Origin of the sequence: Bacillus sp. S10(2024) (assembly GCF_050473865.1) — a bacterium.
Lineage (GTDB): Bacteria > Bacillota > Bacilli > Bacillales > Bacillaceae_G > Bacillus_A.
On record NZ_JBFLUR010000002.1, the window covers coordinates 4,543,894 to 4,560,841 of the forward strand.

Consider the following 16,948-nt stretch of genomic DNA (forward strand, 5'->3'; position numbering starts at 1 on the left):
TTTCTGAATTGTAGATGTTTGTTTTTAATAATGGATTGAAAAAAATGAGTGATTGTCATGTGGATGTGAAGTTAAGAATAGTTTTAAGTACGAAAGAGAGGTTTGTCACTCATAATCAGAGTGATAGGCCTCTTTTTTATAAAAAAGAAAAATGAATGCAACCAAATGCTAATTTTTTGCTATCTAATAGAATGTAAAGAAGAGTATATTGAAATAAGTTAGCAAGGGGGTTCTATAATGGGGAAGCTGGAAGCCTTAGTGAAAAAGGAAAAAAGGGAGATGGAAGAAGCTTTTGTTTCTCTTGCGCAGCGCTATGAAGATGTGCTGTACAAAGTTGCAAGTAGATTGTTGCAGAAAGATGAAGATGTAGCTGATGCGATGCACGAAGCAATCACAGTGGCTTATGAGAAAATACATACGCTGAAAAATGAAGAGTACTTTAACAGATGGTGAGGGCTTTCCATCTGTGGGAGATGAAAAAACTCTCCACTGATGGAAGTTTCACTTTATAATAGTTATAAGAGAAAGGGTGTGTGGGGATTTCAAATGACGAATATAGTTGAACAAATAAAATTATTTTTAAAAATTAATGAGAACATACAATTATTTGCGGTCACCTCAGAAGAAGGTGAGAATGAGTTTAATGTGTTTGAGCAGCGAACAGGAGAATTAGTAGCATGTTATGAAATGGATGGAGACGGTAGATTAAAGCATTTTCAAACGTGCAGAGATTTAGAGAACGTACAATGCGTACCATTATCCCATGATGAGGTTTATGAGATTGCACAATCCTTTTTACAAGTATTTGCTCAAAATATCGTTAAATTTATCTATTTAATAAAAATGATAGAAATAGATAACGTGTTCCAACTTTCCTATGAATTGCGAGATGAACGCTACGGTTTATCTTTTCCGCATTCTAGTGTTATGCTTGAGATTGCAAAGGATGGACGCTTCCAATATTTCCTTTTTGAAGGAGAAGTGTGTGAAGTGCGGTATCCAAAAGAGCTTATTACAAAAGAAGAAGCGAAAGAAAAATACATTGAAGCGCTTCAATTTGAATTATTGTTTGCAAATAGAGATGATGCATATCATCTCGTTTATGCACCAAAAGATCACGTTATGGGTATAGGAACAAACGGAGACCTACATACATATGAGAATAATAGTGGGTTCATTCAGCAGTTTTATAACTTAGAGAACCGCACTGTACCAAATGGAGAGATTTTAAAATTAATTGGGTTAGATGATACATATGTAAAGATTTATACGAACTATAGAGAGGATACAGTAACGGAACTTTGGACGAAGCAAGAGAATGTTAATGATATAGAAGTGGAAGAAGGAACGCCGTTTCATACCATCCAAGTACGTTTTCAACAAGAAACATTTCAGTGTATAAGTGTAATCAATAACGAACGAAAAGATGGGAAGAAAGAAGTCATAACAGAAGAGGAAGCAAGAGAACGTGCACTTCAATTTTTATTTGCGTGTTATCCTAAAGCTGACGAACTATTCTTAATAGAGAGAAGCCATCCGCCGCATCATTGTGTATGGGAAGATGAAAATTGTGAGTCGCAATACGGATTTTGGTTCCATCCGCTGTACAGCGGGAAAAGAGTAGATACATATAATATGGTGATTCAAGTCGGTCAGCAATCTGGGAAGATTTTAGAGTTTCAAGTATTGGATGGCTTTGATAAAGAACTAGATGACCTAAACGATGAGCCGACAATTTCTGAAAAAGAAGCAAAATCTATTTACGTTCGTGATTTGGAGATGGAACTTGTGTGGATGAAAGAGCAAAATCCATTACATTACGAGCTTTGCTACGCACCGTCGTTCTCAAAAACAGATGGACATGTTCGGATGATTGAAGCGCATACGGGGACGGCATTGTCTTTGAAAGTGTAAGTCTTTTAAAGACAACTTGCATCTTTCAAAGGAATGTAGTACATTAATTTTAGTTTAACAAAAGAAAAGACGATGATAAGGAAAAGTAGTATATACTATAATCCAAAGCGAGTCAGGGACGGTGCGAGCCTGATGAGGCGGTATATGTGAAGAACACCTTGGAGTTGCTAACCGAAATTGAATTGTGTATTCAAGAGTAGACTTAGACGGGAATCCGGCCTGTTACAAACCGGGAAGTATGTATATACATACGAGTTAGAGTTGGTCTTTATGACAAATTGGGTGGTACCGCGAAGTTTAACCTTTCGTCCCTTTATGGATGGAAGGTTTTTTTGTATTTAAATATAAGTAAAGGAGAATTTTACTATGGAAAACACATTAGTAAAAAGTCTATATAGAGAAACTGATAAATATGTAGACCAAAAAGTACAAGTATCAGGTTGGATCCGTAACTTACGTGATTCAAAAGTATTTGGTTTTATCGAATTAAACGATGGTAGCTTCTTTAAAGGCGTTCAAATCGTTTTCGATACAGAATTAGATAACTTTACTGAAATTACGAAACTTCCATTGAGCTCTTCTATTAAAGTAGAGGGAACATTAATCGCAACACCAACTGCAAAGCAGCCGTTTGAAATTAAAGCGGATAAAATCGAAATTGAAGGATTATCAGATTCTGATTATCCGTTACAAAAGAAACGTCATACGTTTGAATATTTACGTACAATCGCTCATTTACGCCCAAGAACGAATGCATTCTCAGCAACGTTCCGCGTACGTTCTGTTGCAGCTTATGCGCTTCATAAGTTCTTCCAAGAGCGCAATTTTGTACACGTTCATACACCAATTATTACAGGAAGTGATACGGAAGGTGCAGGCGAAATGTTCCGCGTAACAACGCATGACATGAACAACGTGCCAAAAGGTGAAGATGGACAAGTAGACGATTCAAAAGACTTCTTCGGCAGAGAAACAAACTTAACAGTAAGTGGACAATTGAATGCTGAAGCATATGCATTAGCATTCCGCGATGTATACACATTTGGTCCAACATTCCGTGCTGAAAATTCTAACACAACTCGCCACGCTGCTGAGTTCTGGATGCTTGAGCCTGAGATTGCATTTGCTGAATTAGAAGATGTAATGCAGTTGACTGAAGATATGCTGAAATATGCAATGAAATACGTATTAGAGCATGCACCAGAAGAAATGGAGTTCTTCAACAGCTTCGTTGATAAAACAGTTCTTGAGCGCATGAATAACGTAATCAACTCTGATTTCGGACGTATCACATACACAGAAGCAATTGAAGTGCTTCAAAAATCAGGTGCTGACTTCAAATACCCAGTAGAATGGGGGATTGATTTACAAACAGAGCACGAAAGATATTTATCAGAAGAAATATTCAAACGTCCTGTATTCGTAACAGACTATCCAAAAGAAATTAAAGCATTCTACATGCGCTTAAATGATGACGGAAAAACAGTAGCTGCAACAGACTTACTTGTTCCTGGCATCGGCGAATTAATCGGCGGAAGTCAACGTGAAGAAAGAATGGATGTTTTAGTAGATAGAATTAAAGAACTAGGCATGAACGAAGAAGACTACTGGTGGTACTTAGAGCTTAGAAAATACGGCGGTACAAAACATGCTGGATTTGGTCTAGGTTTCGAACGTTTCTTAATGTACATCACTGGTATGGCAAACATTCGTGACGTAATTCCATTCCCAAGAACACCAGGTTCTGCGGAGTTTTAAGATTGAAAAAAGGTATATCAACAGCAATTCAGCTGATTGATATGCCTTTTTATTTTTTTTTGAGCAGGGAGAGATACGGAATAAGGAGAAACATTACGTAGAAGGGAAAGGAGCTGGATTTGTGAAAAAAAGAATGATGTGTTTCTTAGCAATCATGCTAATTGGTTTAAGTGCATGTGGAAATGAAAAGCAAGAACAAGTAGTTCCAACATCACAAGAGGCAGAGGTTGTTACGTTTCAAGGAAAAGAGATAAAGGAAATTCAGCTGACATCTACGAAAACGAAAGGCACGAAAGTATTGAAAAAAGCGAAAGATATAAAGCAGCTTGTATCTGCGATGGAACAGGTAGGATTGGAGGGGAACGGAGATGAGCCGAAAACATTGTCATTAGATGAAGAGGCTAAATCTACCGTTCACTACAATATGTCTATCTATTATGATAATGGGTCAACTGAAAATTATTTTGTTTGGATAGAAGATGATGGGGACGTTGTGATTGGACATAAAGATAAGCCAGAGAAGAATCGTATTGAGTTTTATGATTTAAAAGAAGTCTCAAAAAAAGTTACAGAGACGTTTAAAACAGAGTAGTACAAACAAATGAGCTGACTAAAGTCCATTTTTTAGTCAGCTCATTTCACTTTTCGGTATGATTCAGGTGAGTAGCTCGATTACTCGCATGTCGAATGTCGTTGGAAGGGCTTTAAAATGTCTCGAAGCGCCGATATATTTTAAAGGACGGTCGATATATTGAATGAGCCCTTTGTTTAGCCTATACGCATCCTGTCCATAATGAAAAATAACTATTTCTTCAACAATCGAAACGCCTTTTCTGTATTTGCAAAATGTAATTTCACAAACTCAGGTAATCTTTCTTTCCCAAGCTTTTGAATCAATTTCGCTGCGGCAATATCGACTTGTTTCCCAGCGCCTTTTGGAAGTGGCATGCCTGCTTTTTTGCTTAGTTCATCAAACTGTTTTACGAATGAATAGCGAGCCAAAATAGAAGCTGCTGCAACGGCGATATGTACACTTTCGCCTTTTGTAGCAAAATAGACATTTTCGCGCTGAACGTTTTTTTGTTTGGCTAAATATTTATAATATGTAGTCGGTTGTGTGAACTGATCAATTAAGATGCCTTCTGGTTTCGTCGGTGCAATTTTAGCCAATAAGTTTGTGATAGCTTTATTATGAAGCAATGCTTTTAGGTGTCCTTGATTGTAGCCTTTCTCAAACATTTCGTTATATTTTTCGTTATGCAGAACGAGAGAGCTGTAAGGGACAACTGCTAGTAGTTGCTTTGCGATTTCACAAATTTGGGTATCATTTAAGCCTTTGGAGTCTTTCACGCCAAGTTCTTTTAATAATGGAATTTGCGTCGCATCTACGTATACAGCAACAACTGTCATCGGTCCAAAATAGTCTCCTGTTCCAACTTCGTCTGAACCGAGAATAGACATGGCACTGATAGAAGCTGGTGGTGCATAGGCATGGTTGTCTACACTCTTCTTGAGAGAAGGTTTTGGCGGCGCGGCATTTGCTTGCCACTGGCTCGCTTCTTCTGTTGCACGTACACCTTGAAACATCACTTTTCCTGATTTATAGGCTGTAATTGTGCAAGATGGAACCTTTGCCATGAAGACGCCGCCTTGAGGTACTTTTGGCTGCACGGCTTGTGCGTACTTTGATTTCATGTCTTCTATAACCGCAGAGTTTACTTGAATAACAATAGAATTTGACAAAATGGTTGCTCCTTTTTCATTATTTATATTTTTATCATATCGAATAGTTGTTTCTGTTTCCATATGATGTTTTTTCATGGTATGATAATCTTTAGGATTCTGTACGGGATTGGAGGACAGTAAGTTGTCACAACAAAAGGGAAATCGAAGTCGAATTAATGTAGAAATTTACGGTCAACAATATTCAGTTGTTGGCGATGAAAGTACAAGTCATATACGCATTGTCGCGGCGATTGTGGATGATAAAATGCGCGAACTGAATGCTAAGAATCCTTCGCTTGACACAAATCGATTGGCGGTGTTGACAGCAGTCAATGTCGTACATGATTATATAAAATTAAAAGAAGAAAATGAAAAGTTGAAAGAAAGAATGAGACAAAAAGGAATGGAATAACATGGTTGATATTATAATCATTTTACTGCTTGTTATGGGGTTTCTTCTTGGTTTAAGAAGAGGACTAGTACTGCAGCTTGTAAAGTTAGCAAGCTTTATTATTGCTTGTCTTGTAGCATATTGGTATTGCAAAGATTTAGCACCTGCATTACAAAAAATTATTCCGTATCCATTTAAGCAAGAAATAAATGTGCCGAATTGGATCGATGCAAATAGCATGGAAACAGTCTTTTACCAAGCTATTTCGTTTATTGCGTTATTTATCACTACAAAAATCGCACTAACATTGCTTGGACAGCTTTTGAACATGTTTACAGAAATCCCTGTTGTGAAACAGGTTAATGCATTAGGCGGGGCGGTTTTAGGTTTTTTAGAAGTGTATATTATATTGTTTGTATTAATTGTGATCGGTACGGTACTTCCAGTTCAACAAGTACAAACGTCGCTTAATACATCAACAATAAGCAAAGTAATTGTAAATGATACACCGATTCTTTCTGAAAAAGTTAAGGAATTATGGCAGACAAGCAGCAAGGTATAACTTCTCTTCTTTAGAAAGAGAAGTTTTTTTCTATGATGGGAAGGCGGGAGAAGAATGAAAATAAATAAAAAACAAGTGATTAAACTACTTGAAACAATTGCACTTTTCATGGAACTAAAAGGGGAAAATCCTTTTAAAATATCAGCATTTCGTAAAGCGGCAGCAGCGTTAGAAAGTGATGATCGCAGCCTTTCAGAAATTGAAGATTTCACAAAAATACCAGGAATCGGAAAAGGAACAGCGGCCGTTATCGCAGAATATATTGAAGTTGGAACATCAGAAGTGCTTACAGAGCTTGAAAAAGAAGTACCAAGCAGCTTATTACCGCTTTTAAAATTACCAGGTCTTGGCGGGAAAAAAGTCGCGAAGTTATATAAAGAACTTGGCGTTGTAGATATGGAAACGTTAAAGAAAGCTTGCGAGGAAAAGCAAGTGCAAGCTCTTGCTGGGTTTGGTAAGAAAACGGAAGAGAAAATGCTAGAGTCAATCGAGCAGGTTGGTTCCAGGCCAGAACGTCTTCCGATCGCAATGGTACTTCCTATTGCCGGGGAAATAGAGCGGAAATTGTCGAATGTACCAGAAATTATTCGCTATTCTCGTGCTGGTAGTTTGCGCCGCGTTCGTGAAACAGTGAAAGATTTAGATTTTATTATTGCGACAACAGAACCAGAAAAAGTGCGTGAGCATTTACTGCAGTTTGATAATATGATTGAAGTGATTGCAAGCGGGGATACAAAGGTTTCCGTACGCCTTCAGTATGAGTACGATATTTCAATTGATTTCCGTCTGGTGAAGCCGGAAGAATTTATTACTACTTTGCATCACTTCACAGGTTCAAAAGATCATAATGTAAGAATGCGCCAAATCGCCAAAGATAAGGGAGAGAAAATTAGTGAATACGGCGTTGAAAACTTAGAAACGGGAGAAGTGCAGACATTCGAGACAGAAGCAGCGTTTTTTGCACACTTTGGACTTCCATTCATCCCGCCAGAAGTGCGTGAAGATGGAAAAGAGATTGATCTAATTGAGCAGTATCCAAATTTCGTTCAGTTCTCTCATATTCAAGGGGATTTACATATGCATACAACATGGAGTGACGGTGCTTTTTCTATTGAAGAAATGGTACAAGCATGTCGTGCTCGTGGATATAAGTATATGGCGATTACGGATCATTCTCAGTACTTAAAGGTGGCGAATGGATTAACGAAAGAGCGCCTTCGTGAACAAGGAAAAGAAATTGAACGTCTGAATGAAAAGTATCCGGATATCACTATTTTACGCGGTATTGAAATGGACATTTTACCAGATGCAACACTTGATTTTGATGATGACGTATTAGCAGAACTTGATTATGTAATCGGAGCTATTCATTCTAGTTTCTCACAAGATCGTGAAACAATTATGAAGCGCCTACGTGCTGCAATTGAAAATCATCATGTAACAATGATTGCGCATCCAACAGGCCGCTTAATTGGTCGCCGCGAAGGCTATGATGTCGATACAGATTTATTAATTGAGCTTGCGAAAGAAACAAATACTGTACTTGAATTAAATGCAAATCCAAACCGTTTAGACTTAAGTGCGAAGCTGTTAAAGCAAGCGCAAGATGCGGGTGTGAAAATCGCCATTAATACAGATGCTCATACGCTTGAAATGCTAGAGGATATGGAAATTGGTACTGCAGCTGCGCGCAAAGGTTGGATTCAAAAAGATACAGTTATTAACACGTGGGATATTGAACGTTTATTAGATTATATTAAGCGTAATAAGTAACACAAGGGGGACGTGCAACTATGTTAGAACGAACGTTGCGTGTATTAGAATATGAAAAAGTAAAAGAACAATTGCTGGAACACGTTGCTTCTTCACTTGGACGAGATAAAGTAAAAGGACTTGTGCCAAGCACAGATTACGAAGAAGTGGTAAAAATGCAGGAAACAACAGATGAGGCTGCAAAGGTCATCCGTTTAAAAGGGCATGTGCCGCTTGGTGGGATTTTTGATATTCGTCCAAATGTAAAGCGGGCGAAAATTGGTAGTATGCTAAGCCCGCATGAACTTTTAGATATTGCAAGTACGATGTATGGCAGCCGCCAGATGAAACGATTTATTGAAGATATGATTGAAAATGGTGTGGAACTGCCGATTTTAGATACGTATGTAGCGCGCATTGTATCCTTATATGATTTAGAAAAGAAAATTACAAATTGTATTAGTGATGGCGGAGAAGTAGTTGATAGTGCGAGTGAAAAATTACGTGGTATCCGCCAGCAAATTCGCACTGCGGAAAGTCGCATTCGCGAAAAACTGGAAAATATGACGCGTTCTTCTAACGCACAGAAGATGTTGTCAGATGCAATTGTAACGATTCGTAACGATCGCTATGTAATTCCAGTTAAACAAGAATACCGCGGTGTATATGGTGGTATCGTTCATGACCAATCTGCTTCTGGCCAAACGTTATTTATCGAACCGCAAGTTATTGTAGAACTGAATAACGCACTACAAGAAGCGCGCGTGAAAGAAAAGCAAGAAGTAGAACGTATTTTAATGATGCTAACAGAAGAAGTAGCTATCGAGGCTGATATCATTTTAGAAAACGTTGATGTTGTGGCAGAACTTGATTTCATTTTCGCAAAAGCTTTCTATGCAAAACGATTAAAAGCAACGAAACCAATTTTGAACAATGAGCGTTATATGAACTTACGCCAAGCACGTCATCCGCTTATTGATCCGAAAGTTGTTGTGCCAAACGATATTGTGCTTGGAAAAGACTTTACAACAATCGTTATTACTGGACCGAATACAGGTGGTAAAACAGTTACATTAAAAACGGTAGGGATTTGTATTTTAATGGCACAATCTGGTTTGCACATTCCTGTTTTAGATGAGTCCGAAATTTGTGTGTTTAAAAATGTGTTTGCTGATATCGGTGATGAGCAATCAATTGAGCAAAGCTTAAGTACATTCTCCTCTCATATGGTAAACATTGTTGATATTTTAGAACAGGCTGACTTTGAAAGCTTAGTATTGTTTGATGAATTAGGAGCAGGGACAGACCCGCAAGAAGGGGCTGCACTTGCGATTTCCATTTTAGATGAAGTGTATAATCGTGGCGCGCGCGTTGTGGCAACGACGCATTACCCTGAGCTAAAAGCGTACGGCTATAATCGTGAACAAGTTGTTAATGCAAGTGTTGAGTTTGATGTAAACACATTAAGCCCAACGTATAAATTGTTAATTGGTGTACCAGGGAGAAGTAACGCTTTTGAAATTTCAAAACGTCTTGGGTTATCTGACCGTGTAATTGATCGTGCCCGTGGTCATATTAGTACGGAATCAAATAAAGTAGAAAATATGATAGCTAAGCTGGAAGAAAGTCGAAAGAACGCTGAGCGTGAATGGAATGAAGCAGAAGAGCTTCGCAAGCAATCTGAAAAACTTCATAAAGAACTGCAGCGTCAAATTATTGAATTTAACGAAGAGCGTGATGAAAGATTACTAAAAGCACAAAAAGAAGGCGAAGAAAAAGTCGAATTGGCGAAGAAGGAAGCAGAAGAAATTATTCGTGAACTTCGTCAATTGCGAAAAGCAAAGCTTGCTGATATTAAAGATCATGAGCTAATTGAGGCGAAAAGCCGTTTAGCAGGGGCAGCGCCGGAGCTTGTGAAAAAACAACAAACAAAAGTGAAAAACACAGCACCAAAACAAGTGTTAAGACCAGGCGACGAAGTAAAAGTATTAACGTTCGGTCAAAAAGGTCAGCTTCTGAAAAAAGTAAGCGACAACGAATGGAACGTCCAAATCGGAATCTTGAAGATGAAGGTGAAAGAGTCTGATATGGAATATATTAACACACCAAATCCTGTTGAGAAAAAAGCAGTGACAGCGGTAAAAGGAAGAGACTATCAAGTTTCGTTAGAACTTGATCTTCGTGGTGAACGTTTTGAAGATGCGCTAGCACGTGTAGAAAAATATTTGGATGATGCGCAGCTTGCAAGCTATCCGCGCGTTTCCATTATTCACGGAAAAGGAACCGGGGCACTGCGTCAAGGTGTACAAGATTATTTGAAAAAACATCGTGGTGTGAAAAGCTTCCGTTATGGTGATATGGGTGAAGGTGGCCTTGGTGTTACAGTTGTAGAACTGAAATAGGAAACGAAGCAAAGGGGAAACGGCTATGTTTATGGACAAACTTGCAAAAGTATTGTTAGCTTGTTGCGGAACGTTTTTTATCATTGGGGTTATATATTTGCTGTTTTTTGCGAAATAAGGGAGAGGACACCGTTTTTGGTGTTCTTTTTCATTGTCTGTTTTCTAGGCATGAGTAGAAGATGTTTTGTATAATAGAGAATGTTATACAGGAATAGAAGGAGACACTATGATTACAACAAAAAAACTGTTAGAGGAAGCAACTAATTTTATTACAGATTGCTACAACGAGCTAGAAAAGTCTCATGAAATGCAAGATAGATTATCACAAATTGAATCTGAAATACAAATGACAGGAACGTATGAGCATACTTTTGAAGAGCTTGTTCACGGGGCACGAATGGCATGGAGAAATAGTAATCGCTGTATCGGTCGTCTGTTTTGGAATAAGCTTCATGTATTAGATGCGCGTGATGTAAATGATGGGGAAGGGATATATGAGGCACTGCTTCATCACATTCAATATGCGACAAATGACGGGAAAATTCTACCTACGATTACTATTTTTAAACAACATCAAAACGAGCAAAATCATATTCGAATTTATAACCACCAATTAATTCGCTATGCGGGTTATGAAACCGAGCAAGGCATTATCGGTGATTCTCATTCCTTATCCTTCTCATCATTTTGTCAAGAACTTGGCTGGAGAGGGAAGGGAACACATTTTGATGTGCTGCCACTTGTATTTTCAATAGATGGAAACGAACCGGTATATATGCCAATCCCAGAGGAATCTGTAAAAGAAGTGCCGTTAGAACATCCGGAATATCCATTTTTCACTTTGGAAGCAAAATGGTATGGTGTTCCAATCATTTCAGATATGCGCTTAGAAATTGGCGGTATCTCTTATACAGCTGCTCCTTTTAACGGCTGGTATATGGGAACAGAAATTGGTGCACGCAACTTAGCTGATCAAGATCGTTATAATCTGCTTCCAGCTATTGCGGAGATGATGGGATTAGATACGTCAAGAAACAGTACACTTTGGAAAGATAAAGCATTAATAGAATTAAATATAGCCGTTTTACACTCTTTCAAAAAACAAGGTGTAACGATTGTAGATCACCATACAGCTGCGCAGCAGTTTAGTCAATTTGAGAAGCAAGAAGCAGCATGCGGTCGTTTAGTCACAGGGAATTGGGTATGGTTAATTCCACCTGTTTCTCCTGCAGCGACGCACATTTATCATAAGCCTTATCCGAATCAAGTACTTACACCTAATTTTTTTCATAAAAAAGGGTGAGGGTTTGTCGGGCGGATAAAAAAATAACGTGTATAGATAAAAGGGACCATTAATGCCCGATTAGTTCAACTAACCATCAGTGAGAAAAGCATCACTGATGGAAGTTTCACTTTATTGGCGATACTAAATAAACGGCCCTATTTCTGTGCTTCTAACATAGAGTGGTTTCATACATAAGAAAAGTTGTTACAAAACTTCTGACTTCGTGTAGGGCCTTTCTTAACAGCTAGAAAGCATTGAAATGGAAAGGTAGGATAGGTAATGAAAACAGAAGTCATTTTAAAGGTTAAAACAAAATATACAAACGAATTAAAAAGTGGCTATCCACTTATTTCAAAAGAAGCGATTATAAATTTACATGATGTAAATGTAGAAGGTACAATCGTAAAACTTGTAGATGACAAAAATAAGTTTATTGGTACAGGATATTATGGAAAGCAAAATAAAGGATATGGCTGGATTTTAACAAGAAAAGAACAAGAACAAATCGATCAAGACTTCTTTGAAAAGAAGATTAAATCTGCTTTAAGTAAACGTAAAAATTTCTATGAAGACACAGATACAACAGCATTTCGCGTGTTCAATGGTGAAGGTGATGGAATTGGTGGCTTAATCATCGATTACTATGATGGGTATTACGTGATTAGCTGGTATAGCGAAGGCATTTATCAATTTAGTAAAGAGATTATCGAGTCCTTACAGAATGTGGCTACATATAAAGCGATCTATCAGAAAAAACGCTTTGATACGAAAGGACAATATATTGAAGAAGACGATTTCGTAACAGGAGAACGCGGAGAATTTCCGATTATCGTCAAAGAGAATGGTGTTAACTTTGCCGTATATTTAAATGACGGAGCAATGGTCGGTGTCTTTTTAGATCAACGTAATGTAAGAAAGCAAATTCGTGACAAATATGCAGATGGCAAAACAGTCTTGAATATGTTCTCCTACACAGGTGCATTTTCTGTCTTTGCAGCACTTGGCGGGGCGACAAAAACAACAAGTGTGGACCTTGCAAACCGCAGTTTAAGTAAAACAATTGAGCAATTTAGCGTGAACGGCGTTGATTATGAAGTGCAAGATATTATCGTAGAAGACGTATTTCACTATTTTAAATATGCAGTAAAGAAAGCACTGAAGTTTGATATGGTCATTCTAGATCCACCAAGCTTTGCACGCTCAAAAAAATATACATTTAGCGCGGCTAAAGATTATAAAAACTTATTAAAAGAAGCAATTGCGATTACAGAAAATAACGGTATCATTGTCGCTTCTACAAATTGCAGTACTTTCGGTATGAAAAAGTTCAAAGGCTTCATTGATACAGCATTTAAAGAAATGAACGGCAAGTATAAAGTATTAGAAGAACATTCATTACCAGAGGACTTCCGGACGATTTCACAGTTTCCAGAAGGTGATTATTTAAAAGTAGTGTTTATTAAAAAAATAAAGTAAAAACCTTTTTTAGATAGGCGAGAGCATCTGGCCATGCATAGAAGTGGTCAATGCTTATTACTGCCACAAAATAAAGGGAAAAAGCGAGTGCATGTCATGGCTGGTCTTGCATACTAGTAACTTATAGGTTGAAAAATCAAAATAGGTTTATTTAACCTTTTAAAGTGAGAGCGTTTCTTTGTAATGAGAAATGCTTTTTATTTTTGTTAAAATTAAAATGATATTTTAATAACAATAATAATGTAATGAAAAACAATATTAATTTATTGTAAAACAATAAATTGAGTGCTAAAATTATGTTGTTATGAAATAAGTGAGGTGTTTTAAATGAATGTTAAACGAGGTTCAACCACTTTCTTAAAGGTAATTATTTTTCTGGCTGGAATTGCAGTTCTTGCTTTATGTATATTTTTAGTGCCCCATATGGCGAATTTCGCAGCGAAACTGTATCCAAATATTGCCCCAATGAAATATCTCGTTTTCATCGTGATGTATGGAGCGGCTGTGCCCTTTTACTTTGCTCTATATCAGGCTTTCAATCTTTTACGATACATTGACGAGAACACAGCGTTCTCGGAATTATCTGTAAAGGCGTTAAAGAACATAAAGTGCTGTGCGATTACAATCAGTGGTTTGTATGTATTAGGTTTGCCACTCTTTCATTTTATAGCGAAGAAAGTTGACCCTCCTATTGGATTAATGGGACTCATCATCATTTTTGCTTCGTTGGTTATCGCCGTTTTTGCTGCTATCCTCCAACGGCTTCTACAAGAAGCGATTAACATAAAATCAGAAAATGATTTGACGGTCTGAGGTGGAGGCTATGACAATTATTATTAACATTGATGTGATGTTAGCAAAACGAAAAATGAGCGTAACGGAGCTTTCGGAGAGGGTTGGAATTACTATGGCGAATCTTTCTATTCTGAAAAATGGGAAAGCAAAAGCGGTTCGTTTTTCAACATTAGAAGCGATATGTAAGACTTTGGATTGTCAGCCAGGTGATATTTTGGAGTACAAAAGCGATGAAGATGCTCAATAAAAATAGATAACATATTTATTTAACGGGAGTTGATAGAGAATTTAAGGGATAGCCATTAAGCTATCCCTTCTTTGCGTTTATTGATGTTATTTGTAATGTTTGCACTTCAAAAGGGAACCCATTAGTACAAAATGAGCTCCTTTTTTATTGTACAATGTGCTGTACTCTGCCAACTTGTCCGTCTTGTAAACGTACTTTTATGCCATGTGGATGAGAAGGTGAGTTTGTCAAAATGTCTTTCACAATCCCTCTCGTTAACTTTCCAGTACGCTGATCTTGCTTTAGTACAATATCAACTACGAGACCAGGCGATATATTTGTGCGTTTCTGTCCATTCATTTATACACCTGTGCGTCTGCGTTGATTGTTTGGTTTTTTCGTTTGTTGATTTTGTAGCTTCTTCGTTGCTTGATTTTGATTTTTCGCATTAGCTCCATTTCCATTTCCTTGCTTTTTCTTCGCAAGTTGCTCACGCATTACATCGGCTAAGCTTACTTTTTTATTTTCTGACATATGAAATCTCCTTTTATATACAGTGAATTGTAAACATTTGTAGTGAACTCCATCATATCATTGTTGGGAGAAGAAATGAAGCTACACGTAAATAAGAAGTTCTATAGGGATTTTCGACGGGGAAATGGGTCGTGGGTCTCTAATAGCGTAATAAACATGGGAGAGCGACGAGAAGATAGTCCCTGAAGAACCCGCCACATTCTTTTAATAGTTTTTTGTATTCATAAAAATTTTTTTGAACCTTTTTATTCAAAATAGCGAATATAAGGGTGAAGAATATTTTAGGGGAAAAGGGAGTATTTACAAAAGTTTTGTATTTAATGACAATGGAGGTTACAGAGATTTTGGACACGACCATGAATATGGTAACAGTTGTCGTAAAGGACTTCTTTGGAAATACGTTAAAACGAATGGGTAGTCCATGTATCGAGCTAATTAACGAAAAGCCCCTCCAGTGTATGAACTGAAGGGGCTTTTCACTTGTATCTCTAAATTGTGGATCTGTAATAATTTGTTCCCTTATGGAGCAACAGGGCTAAGGGGAGCGTAAGGATAATGTGGGAGACCATGTGAGATGGCCGGAGTAGATGAAAATTGATGGTGCAAGGCTGTATTTCCTTCTTGCGGAACACCGGCAGCATTGACTCCAAATGTGTTCGTGATGACACACTTGGCAGGTCCATGTTGAGAAGTCACAAGTACTTCGTAGCAAGGACTTGGCATCTGGAAGGGATTTGGAAGGGATGCGTGAATCACGAGAAGATTGCGTGGAGGAATTGTAAACGTAAACGGTGTGAGAATTGGTTGAATGTTGCCGGGCGGAACGATGCTGTTTTGTTGAGGTTGAATCGTTTGTGCGGTGTTTACAGGTGGATTGACGACTTGTCCATATAAAAATGCGGACTTGGAAACTTCAGCCGGATTATACGTGTTTTGCCAATCTAACACGGATACAGTGACGGTTTGGGGGATATTGTAATCCTCATTTAATAGCGTGACGATCACGACCTCGGTATTGGGATTTCTCCATACAGGTCCTGTCGTAAATACAGCGGATTCCCTTGGATAGTTTGGAGGCGGAGCAGGATGCCCATAAGAATTAAAGTGTTTTGCTGACAAGAATAATAAAACTCCTTTCTTTTAGAATATAATTTATTTATATGCCATTGTGTTCCTTTTGCTTGTATGCTTGTCTGATTCATAATATTATTGAACATTGGGTTTTTTTTGTGGGGAATAAAAGTTTTTTGAAGGTAATTGTATTCATATATGAGAAATTAAAACGAGGAATGAGGCTACATGATAGTTAGGATAAAAGAATGATAGGAACATGGTTATATTTATATGTGATCCACTCCGTATATTGTATTTACCAAATTCAACCACCATATTACAATATAGTTATAAATTTTCGAGAAAACGGGTGATGGTGTGCAACATAAAATTTTATTAGTAGAAGATGATATATCGATTCAAGAAATGGTGAATGGGTATTTAACGAAAGATGGATTTGTTGTAGCGGTAGCTTCGGATGGAGAGGAAGGGTTTTCTAAGTTTTTAGAAGATCAGTTTGATTTAGTTATTCTTGATATTATGATGCCTAAAATAGATGGCTTAGAAGTGATGAATATGATTCGGAAAAAGAGTTCTGTTCCGATTTTAATTATGTCCGCAAAGGATACGGATCTTGATAAGGCGTTAGGACTTGGGCTTGGCGCAGATGATTATATTTGTAAGCCGTTTTCTATGATTGAGCTATCCGCACGGGTGAAGGCGGGAATTCGCCGGTCAACTACGTATTCCGCTCCGCAGCAAAAGCAAGAGGACATAATTGTGATTGGAAATTTGAAAGTTGATACGGCTAATTTTACTGTTCAAAAAAACAACGAAACTATTAAACTTACATCGAAAGAGTTTGAGCTATTAAAGCTATTTGCGACCAATCAAAATCGCGTGTTTACGAAGGCACAAATTTATAGCTTAATTTGGAATGAAGAATATTACGGTGATGAGAATGTCATTAATGTGCATATGAGAAGGCTGCGGGAAAAAATTGAGGACGATCCTTCTCAGCCGCAGTACATTAAGACATTATGGGGTATCGGTTATAAGTTGGAAGTGATATAGA

Annotated in this window: 17 protein-coding genes and 1 other annotated feature; of the genes, 13 read left to right on the plus strand and 4 right to left on the minus strand. The window is 37.7% G+C overall.

Annotation, left to right across the window (positions count from 1 at the left end):
* The first annotated feature begins 237 nt into the window (after positions 1–237).
* From AB1280_RS23105 to AB1280_RS23120, 4 genes are all read left to right on the plus strand, one after another.
* On the plus strand, positions 238–453 hold the full coding sequence (locus tag AB1280_RS23105; RefSeq protein ID WP_272186553.1) for a hypothetical protein: 216 nt from the start codon (positions 238–240) through the stop codon (positions 451–453).
* Positions 454–546: 93 nt separating this feature from the next.
* On the plus strand, positions 547–1,914 hold the full coding sequence (locus AB1280_RS23110) for a YcdB/YcdC domain-containing protein (protein WP_429757135.1): 1,368 nt from the start codon (positions 547–549) through the stop codon (positions 1,912–1,914).
* A gap of 63 nt (positions 1,915–1,977) precedes the next feature.
* Positions 1,978–2,230 (plus strand) — a binding site (T-box leader).
* 50 nt (positions 2,231–2,280) lie between these two features.
* Positions 2,281–3,672, plus strand: a complete 1,392-nt coding sequence (gene asnS, locus AB1280_RS23115; protein WP_272186555.1) for an asparagine--tRNA ligase — start codon at positions 2,281–2,283, stop codon at positions 3,670–3,672.
* A gap of 121 nt (positions 3,673–3,793) precedes the next feature.
* Positions 3,794–4,264 carry a hypothetical protein gene (locus AB1280_RS23120; RefSeq protein ID WP_429757136.1) on the plus strand — a complete coding sequence of 157 codons (471 nt, stop codon included), beginning with the start codon at positions 3,794–3,796 and terminating at the stop codon, positions 4,262–4,264.
* 212 nt (positions 4,265–4,476) lie between these two features.
* Here AB1280_RS23120 and rnhC read toward each other — a convergent pair whose 3' ends face one another.
* Entirely contained in the window at positions 4,477–5,415 is a 939-nt protein-coding gene (gene rnhC, locus AB1280_RS23125) for a ribonuclease HIII (protein WP_429757400.1), read from the minus strand.
* 124 nt (positions 5,416–5,539) lie between these two features.
* On the opposite strand from rnhC, the gene zapA reads away from it, so the two are divergent.
* The 8 genes from zapA to AB1280_RS23165 all read left to right on the plus strand — a co-directional run bounded on the left by zapA (position 5,540) and on the right by AB1280_RS23165 (position 14,307).
* Entirely contained in the window at positions 5,540–5,809 is a 270-nt protein-coding gene (gene zapA, locus AB1280_RS23130; protein ID WP_154713278.1) for a cell division protein ZapA, read from the plus strand.
* Between the two features lies 1 nt (position 5,810).
* Positions 5,811–6,350: a CvpA family protein gene (locus AB1280_RS23135; RefSeq protein ID WP_429757137.1), complete on the plus strand. Its 540-nt coding sequence runs from the start codon at positions 5,811–5,813 to the stop codon at positions 6,348–6,350.
* 54 nt (positions 6,351–6,404) lie between these two features.
* Positions 6,405–8,123: a DNA polymerase/3'-5' exonuclease PolX gene (gene polX, locus AB1280_RS23140; protein WP_429757138.1), complete on the plus strand. Its 1,719-nt coding sequence runs from the start codon at positions 6,405–6,407 to the stop codon at positions 8,121–8,123.
* A 20-nt stretch (positions 8,124–8,143) separates the two neighbouring features.
* Positions 8,144–10,504: an endonuclease MutS2 gene (locus tag AB1280_RS23145; RefSeq protein ID WP_272186559.1), complete on the plus strand. Its 2,361-nt coding sequence runs from the start codon at positions 8,144–8,146 to the stop codon at positions 10,502–10,504.
* 226 nt (positions 10,505–10,730) lie between these two features.
* Positions 10,731–11,807, plus strand: coding sequence for a nitric oxide synthase oxygenase (locus AB1280_RS23150; protein ID WP_429757139.1), 1,077 nt, complete (start codon positions 10,731–10,733; stop codon positions 11,805–11,807).
* A gap of 261 nt (positions 11,808–12,068) precedes the next feature.
* On the plus strand, positions 12,069–13,265 hold the full coding sequence (locus AB1280_RS23155) for a class I SAM-dependent rRNA methyltransferase (RefSeq protein ID WP_429757140.1): 1,197 nt from the start codon (positions 12,069–12,071) through the stop codon (positions 13,263–13,265).
* 327 nt (positions 13,266–13,592) lie between these two features.
* Positions 13,593–14,078, plus strand: a complete 486-nt coding sequence (locus AB1280_RS23160) for a DUF2975 domain-containing protein (protein WP_429757141.1) — start codon at positions 13,593–13,595, stop codon at positions 14,076–14,078.
* 10 nt (positions 14,079–14,088) lie between these two features.
* On the plus strand, positions 14,089–14,307 hold the full coding sequence (locus tag AB1280_RS23165; protein ID WP_429757142.1) for a helix-turn-helix domain-containing protein: 219 nt from the start codon (positions 14,089–14,091) through the stop codon (positions 14,305–14,307).
* A gap of 144 nt (positions 14,308–14,451) precedes the next feature.
* On the opposite strand, the gene AB1280_RS23170 is transcribed toward AB1280_RS23165, so the two are convergent.
* The 3 genes from AB1280_RS23170 to AB1280_RS23180 form a co-directional block, all read right to left on the minus strand.
* Positions 14,452–14,646 carry a YwbE family protein gene (locus AB1280_RS23170; RefSeq protein WP_429757143.1) on the minus strand — a complete coding sequence of 65 codons (195 nt, stop codon included), beginning with the start codon at positions 14,644–14,646 and terminating at the stop codon, positions 14,452–14,454.
* Positions 14,647–14,820 carry a hypothetical protein gene (locus tag AB1280_RS23175; RefSeq protein WP_090996626.1) on the minus strand — a complete coding sequence of 58 codons (174 nt, stop codon included), beginning with the start codon at positions 14,818–14,820 and terminating at the stop codon, positions 14,647–14,649.
* 519 nt (positions 14,821–15,339) lie between these two features.
* Entirely contained in the window at positions 15,340–15,939 is a 600-nt protein-coding gene (locus tag AB1280_RS23180) for a hypothetical protein (protein WP_429757144.1), read from the minus strand.
* A gap of 312 nt (positions 15,940–16,251) precedes the next feature.
* On the opposite strand from AB1280_RS23180, the gene AB1280_RS23185 reads away from it, so the two are divergent.
* Complete coding sequence (locus tag AB1280_RS23185) at positions 16,252–16,947, plus strand: response regulator transcription factor (RefSeq protein ID WP_429757145.1); 696 nt, start codon at positions 16,252–16,254, stop codon at positions 16,945–16,947.
* Position 16,948 lies beyond the last annotated feature (1 nt).

Coding starts and splice junctions, on each gene's coding strand:
- AB1280_RS23150 (WP_429757139.1), top strand. CDS start 10,731: ATGATTACAACAAAAAAACTGTTAGAGGAAGCAACTAATTTTATTACA.
- AB1280_RS23170 (WP_429757143.1), bottom strand. CDS start 14,646: ATGAATGGACAGAAACGCACAAATATATCGCCTGGTCTCGTAGTTGAT.
- AB1280_RS23145 (WP_272186559.1), top strand. CDS start 8,144: ATGTTAGAACGAACGTTGCGTGTATTAGAATATGAAAAAGTAAAAGAA.
- polX (WP_429757138.1), top strand. CDS start 6,405: ATGAAAATAAATAAAAAACAAGTGATTAAACTACTTGAAACAATTGCA.
- AB1280_RS23175 (WP_090996626.1), bottom strand. CDS start 14,820: ATGTCAGAAAATAAAAAAGTAAGCTTAGCCGATGTAATGCGTGAGCAA.
- AB1280_RS23110 (WP_429757135.1), top strand. CDS start 547: ATGACGAATATAGTTGAACAAATAAAATTATTTTTAAAAATTAATGAG.
- AB1280_RS23155 (WP_429757140.1), top strand. CDS start 12,069: ATGAAAACAGAAGTCATTTTAAAGGTTAAAACAAAATATACAAACGAA.
- AB1280_RS23135 (WP_429757137.1), top strand. CDS start 5,811: ATGGTTGATATTATAATCATTTTACTGCTTGTTATGGGGTTTCTTCTT.
- AB1280_RS23165 (WP_429757142.1), top strand. CDS start 14,089: ATGACAATTATTATTAACATTGATGTGATGTTAGCAAAACGAAAAATG.
- asnS (WP_272186555.1), top strand. CDS start 2,281: ATGGAAAACACATTAGTAAAAAGTCTATATAGAGAAACTGATAAATAT.
- AB1280_RS23160 (WP_429757141.1), top strand. CDS start 13,593: ATGAATGTTAAACGAGGTTCAACCACTTTCTTAAAGGTAATTATTTTT.
- AB1280_RS23105 (WP_272186553.1), top strand. CDS start 238: ATGGGGAAGCTGGAAGCCTTAGTGAAAAAGGAAAAAAGGGAGATGGAA.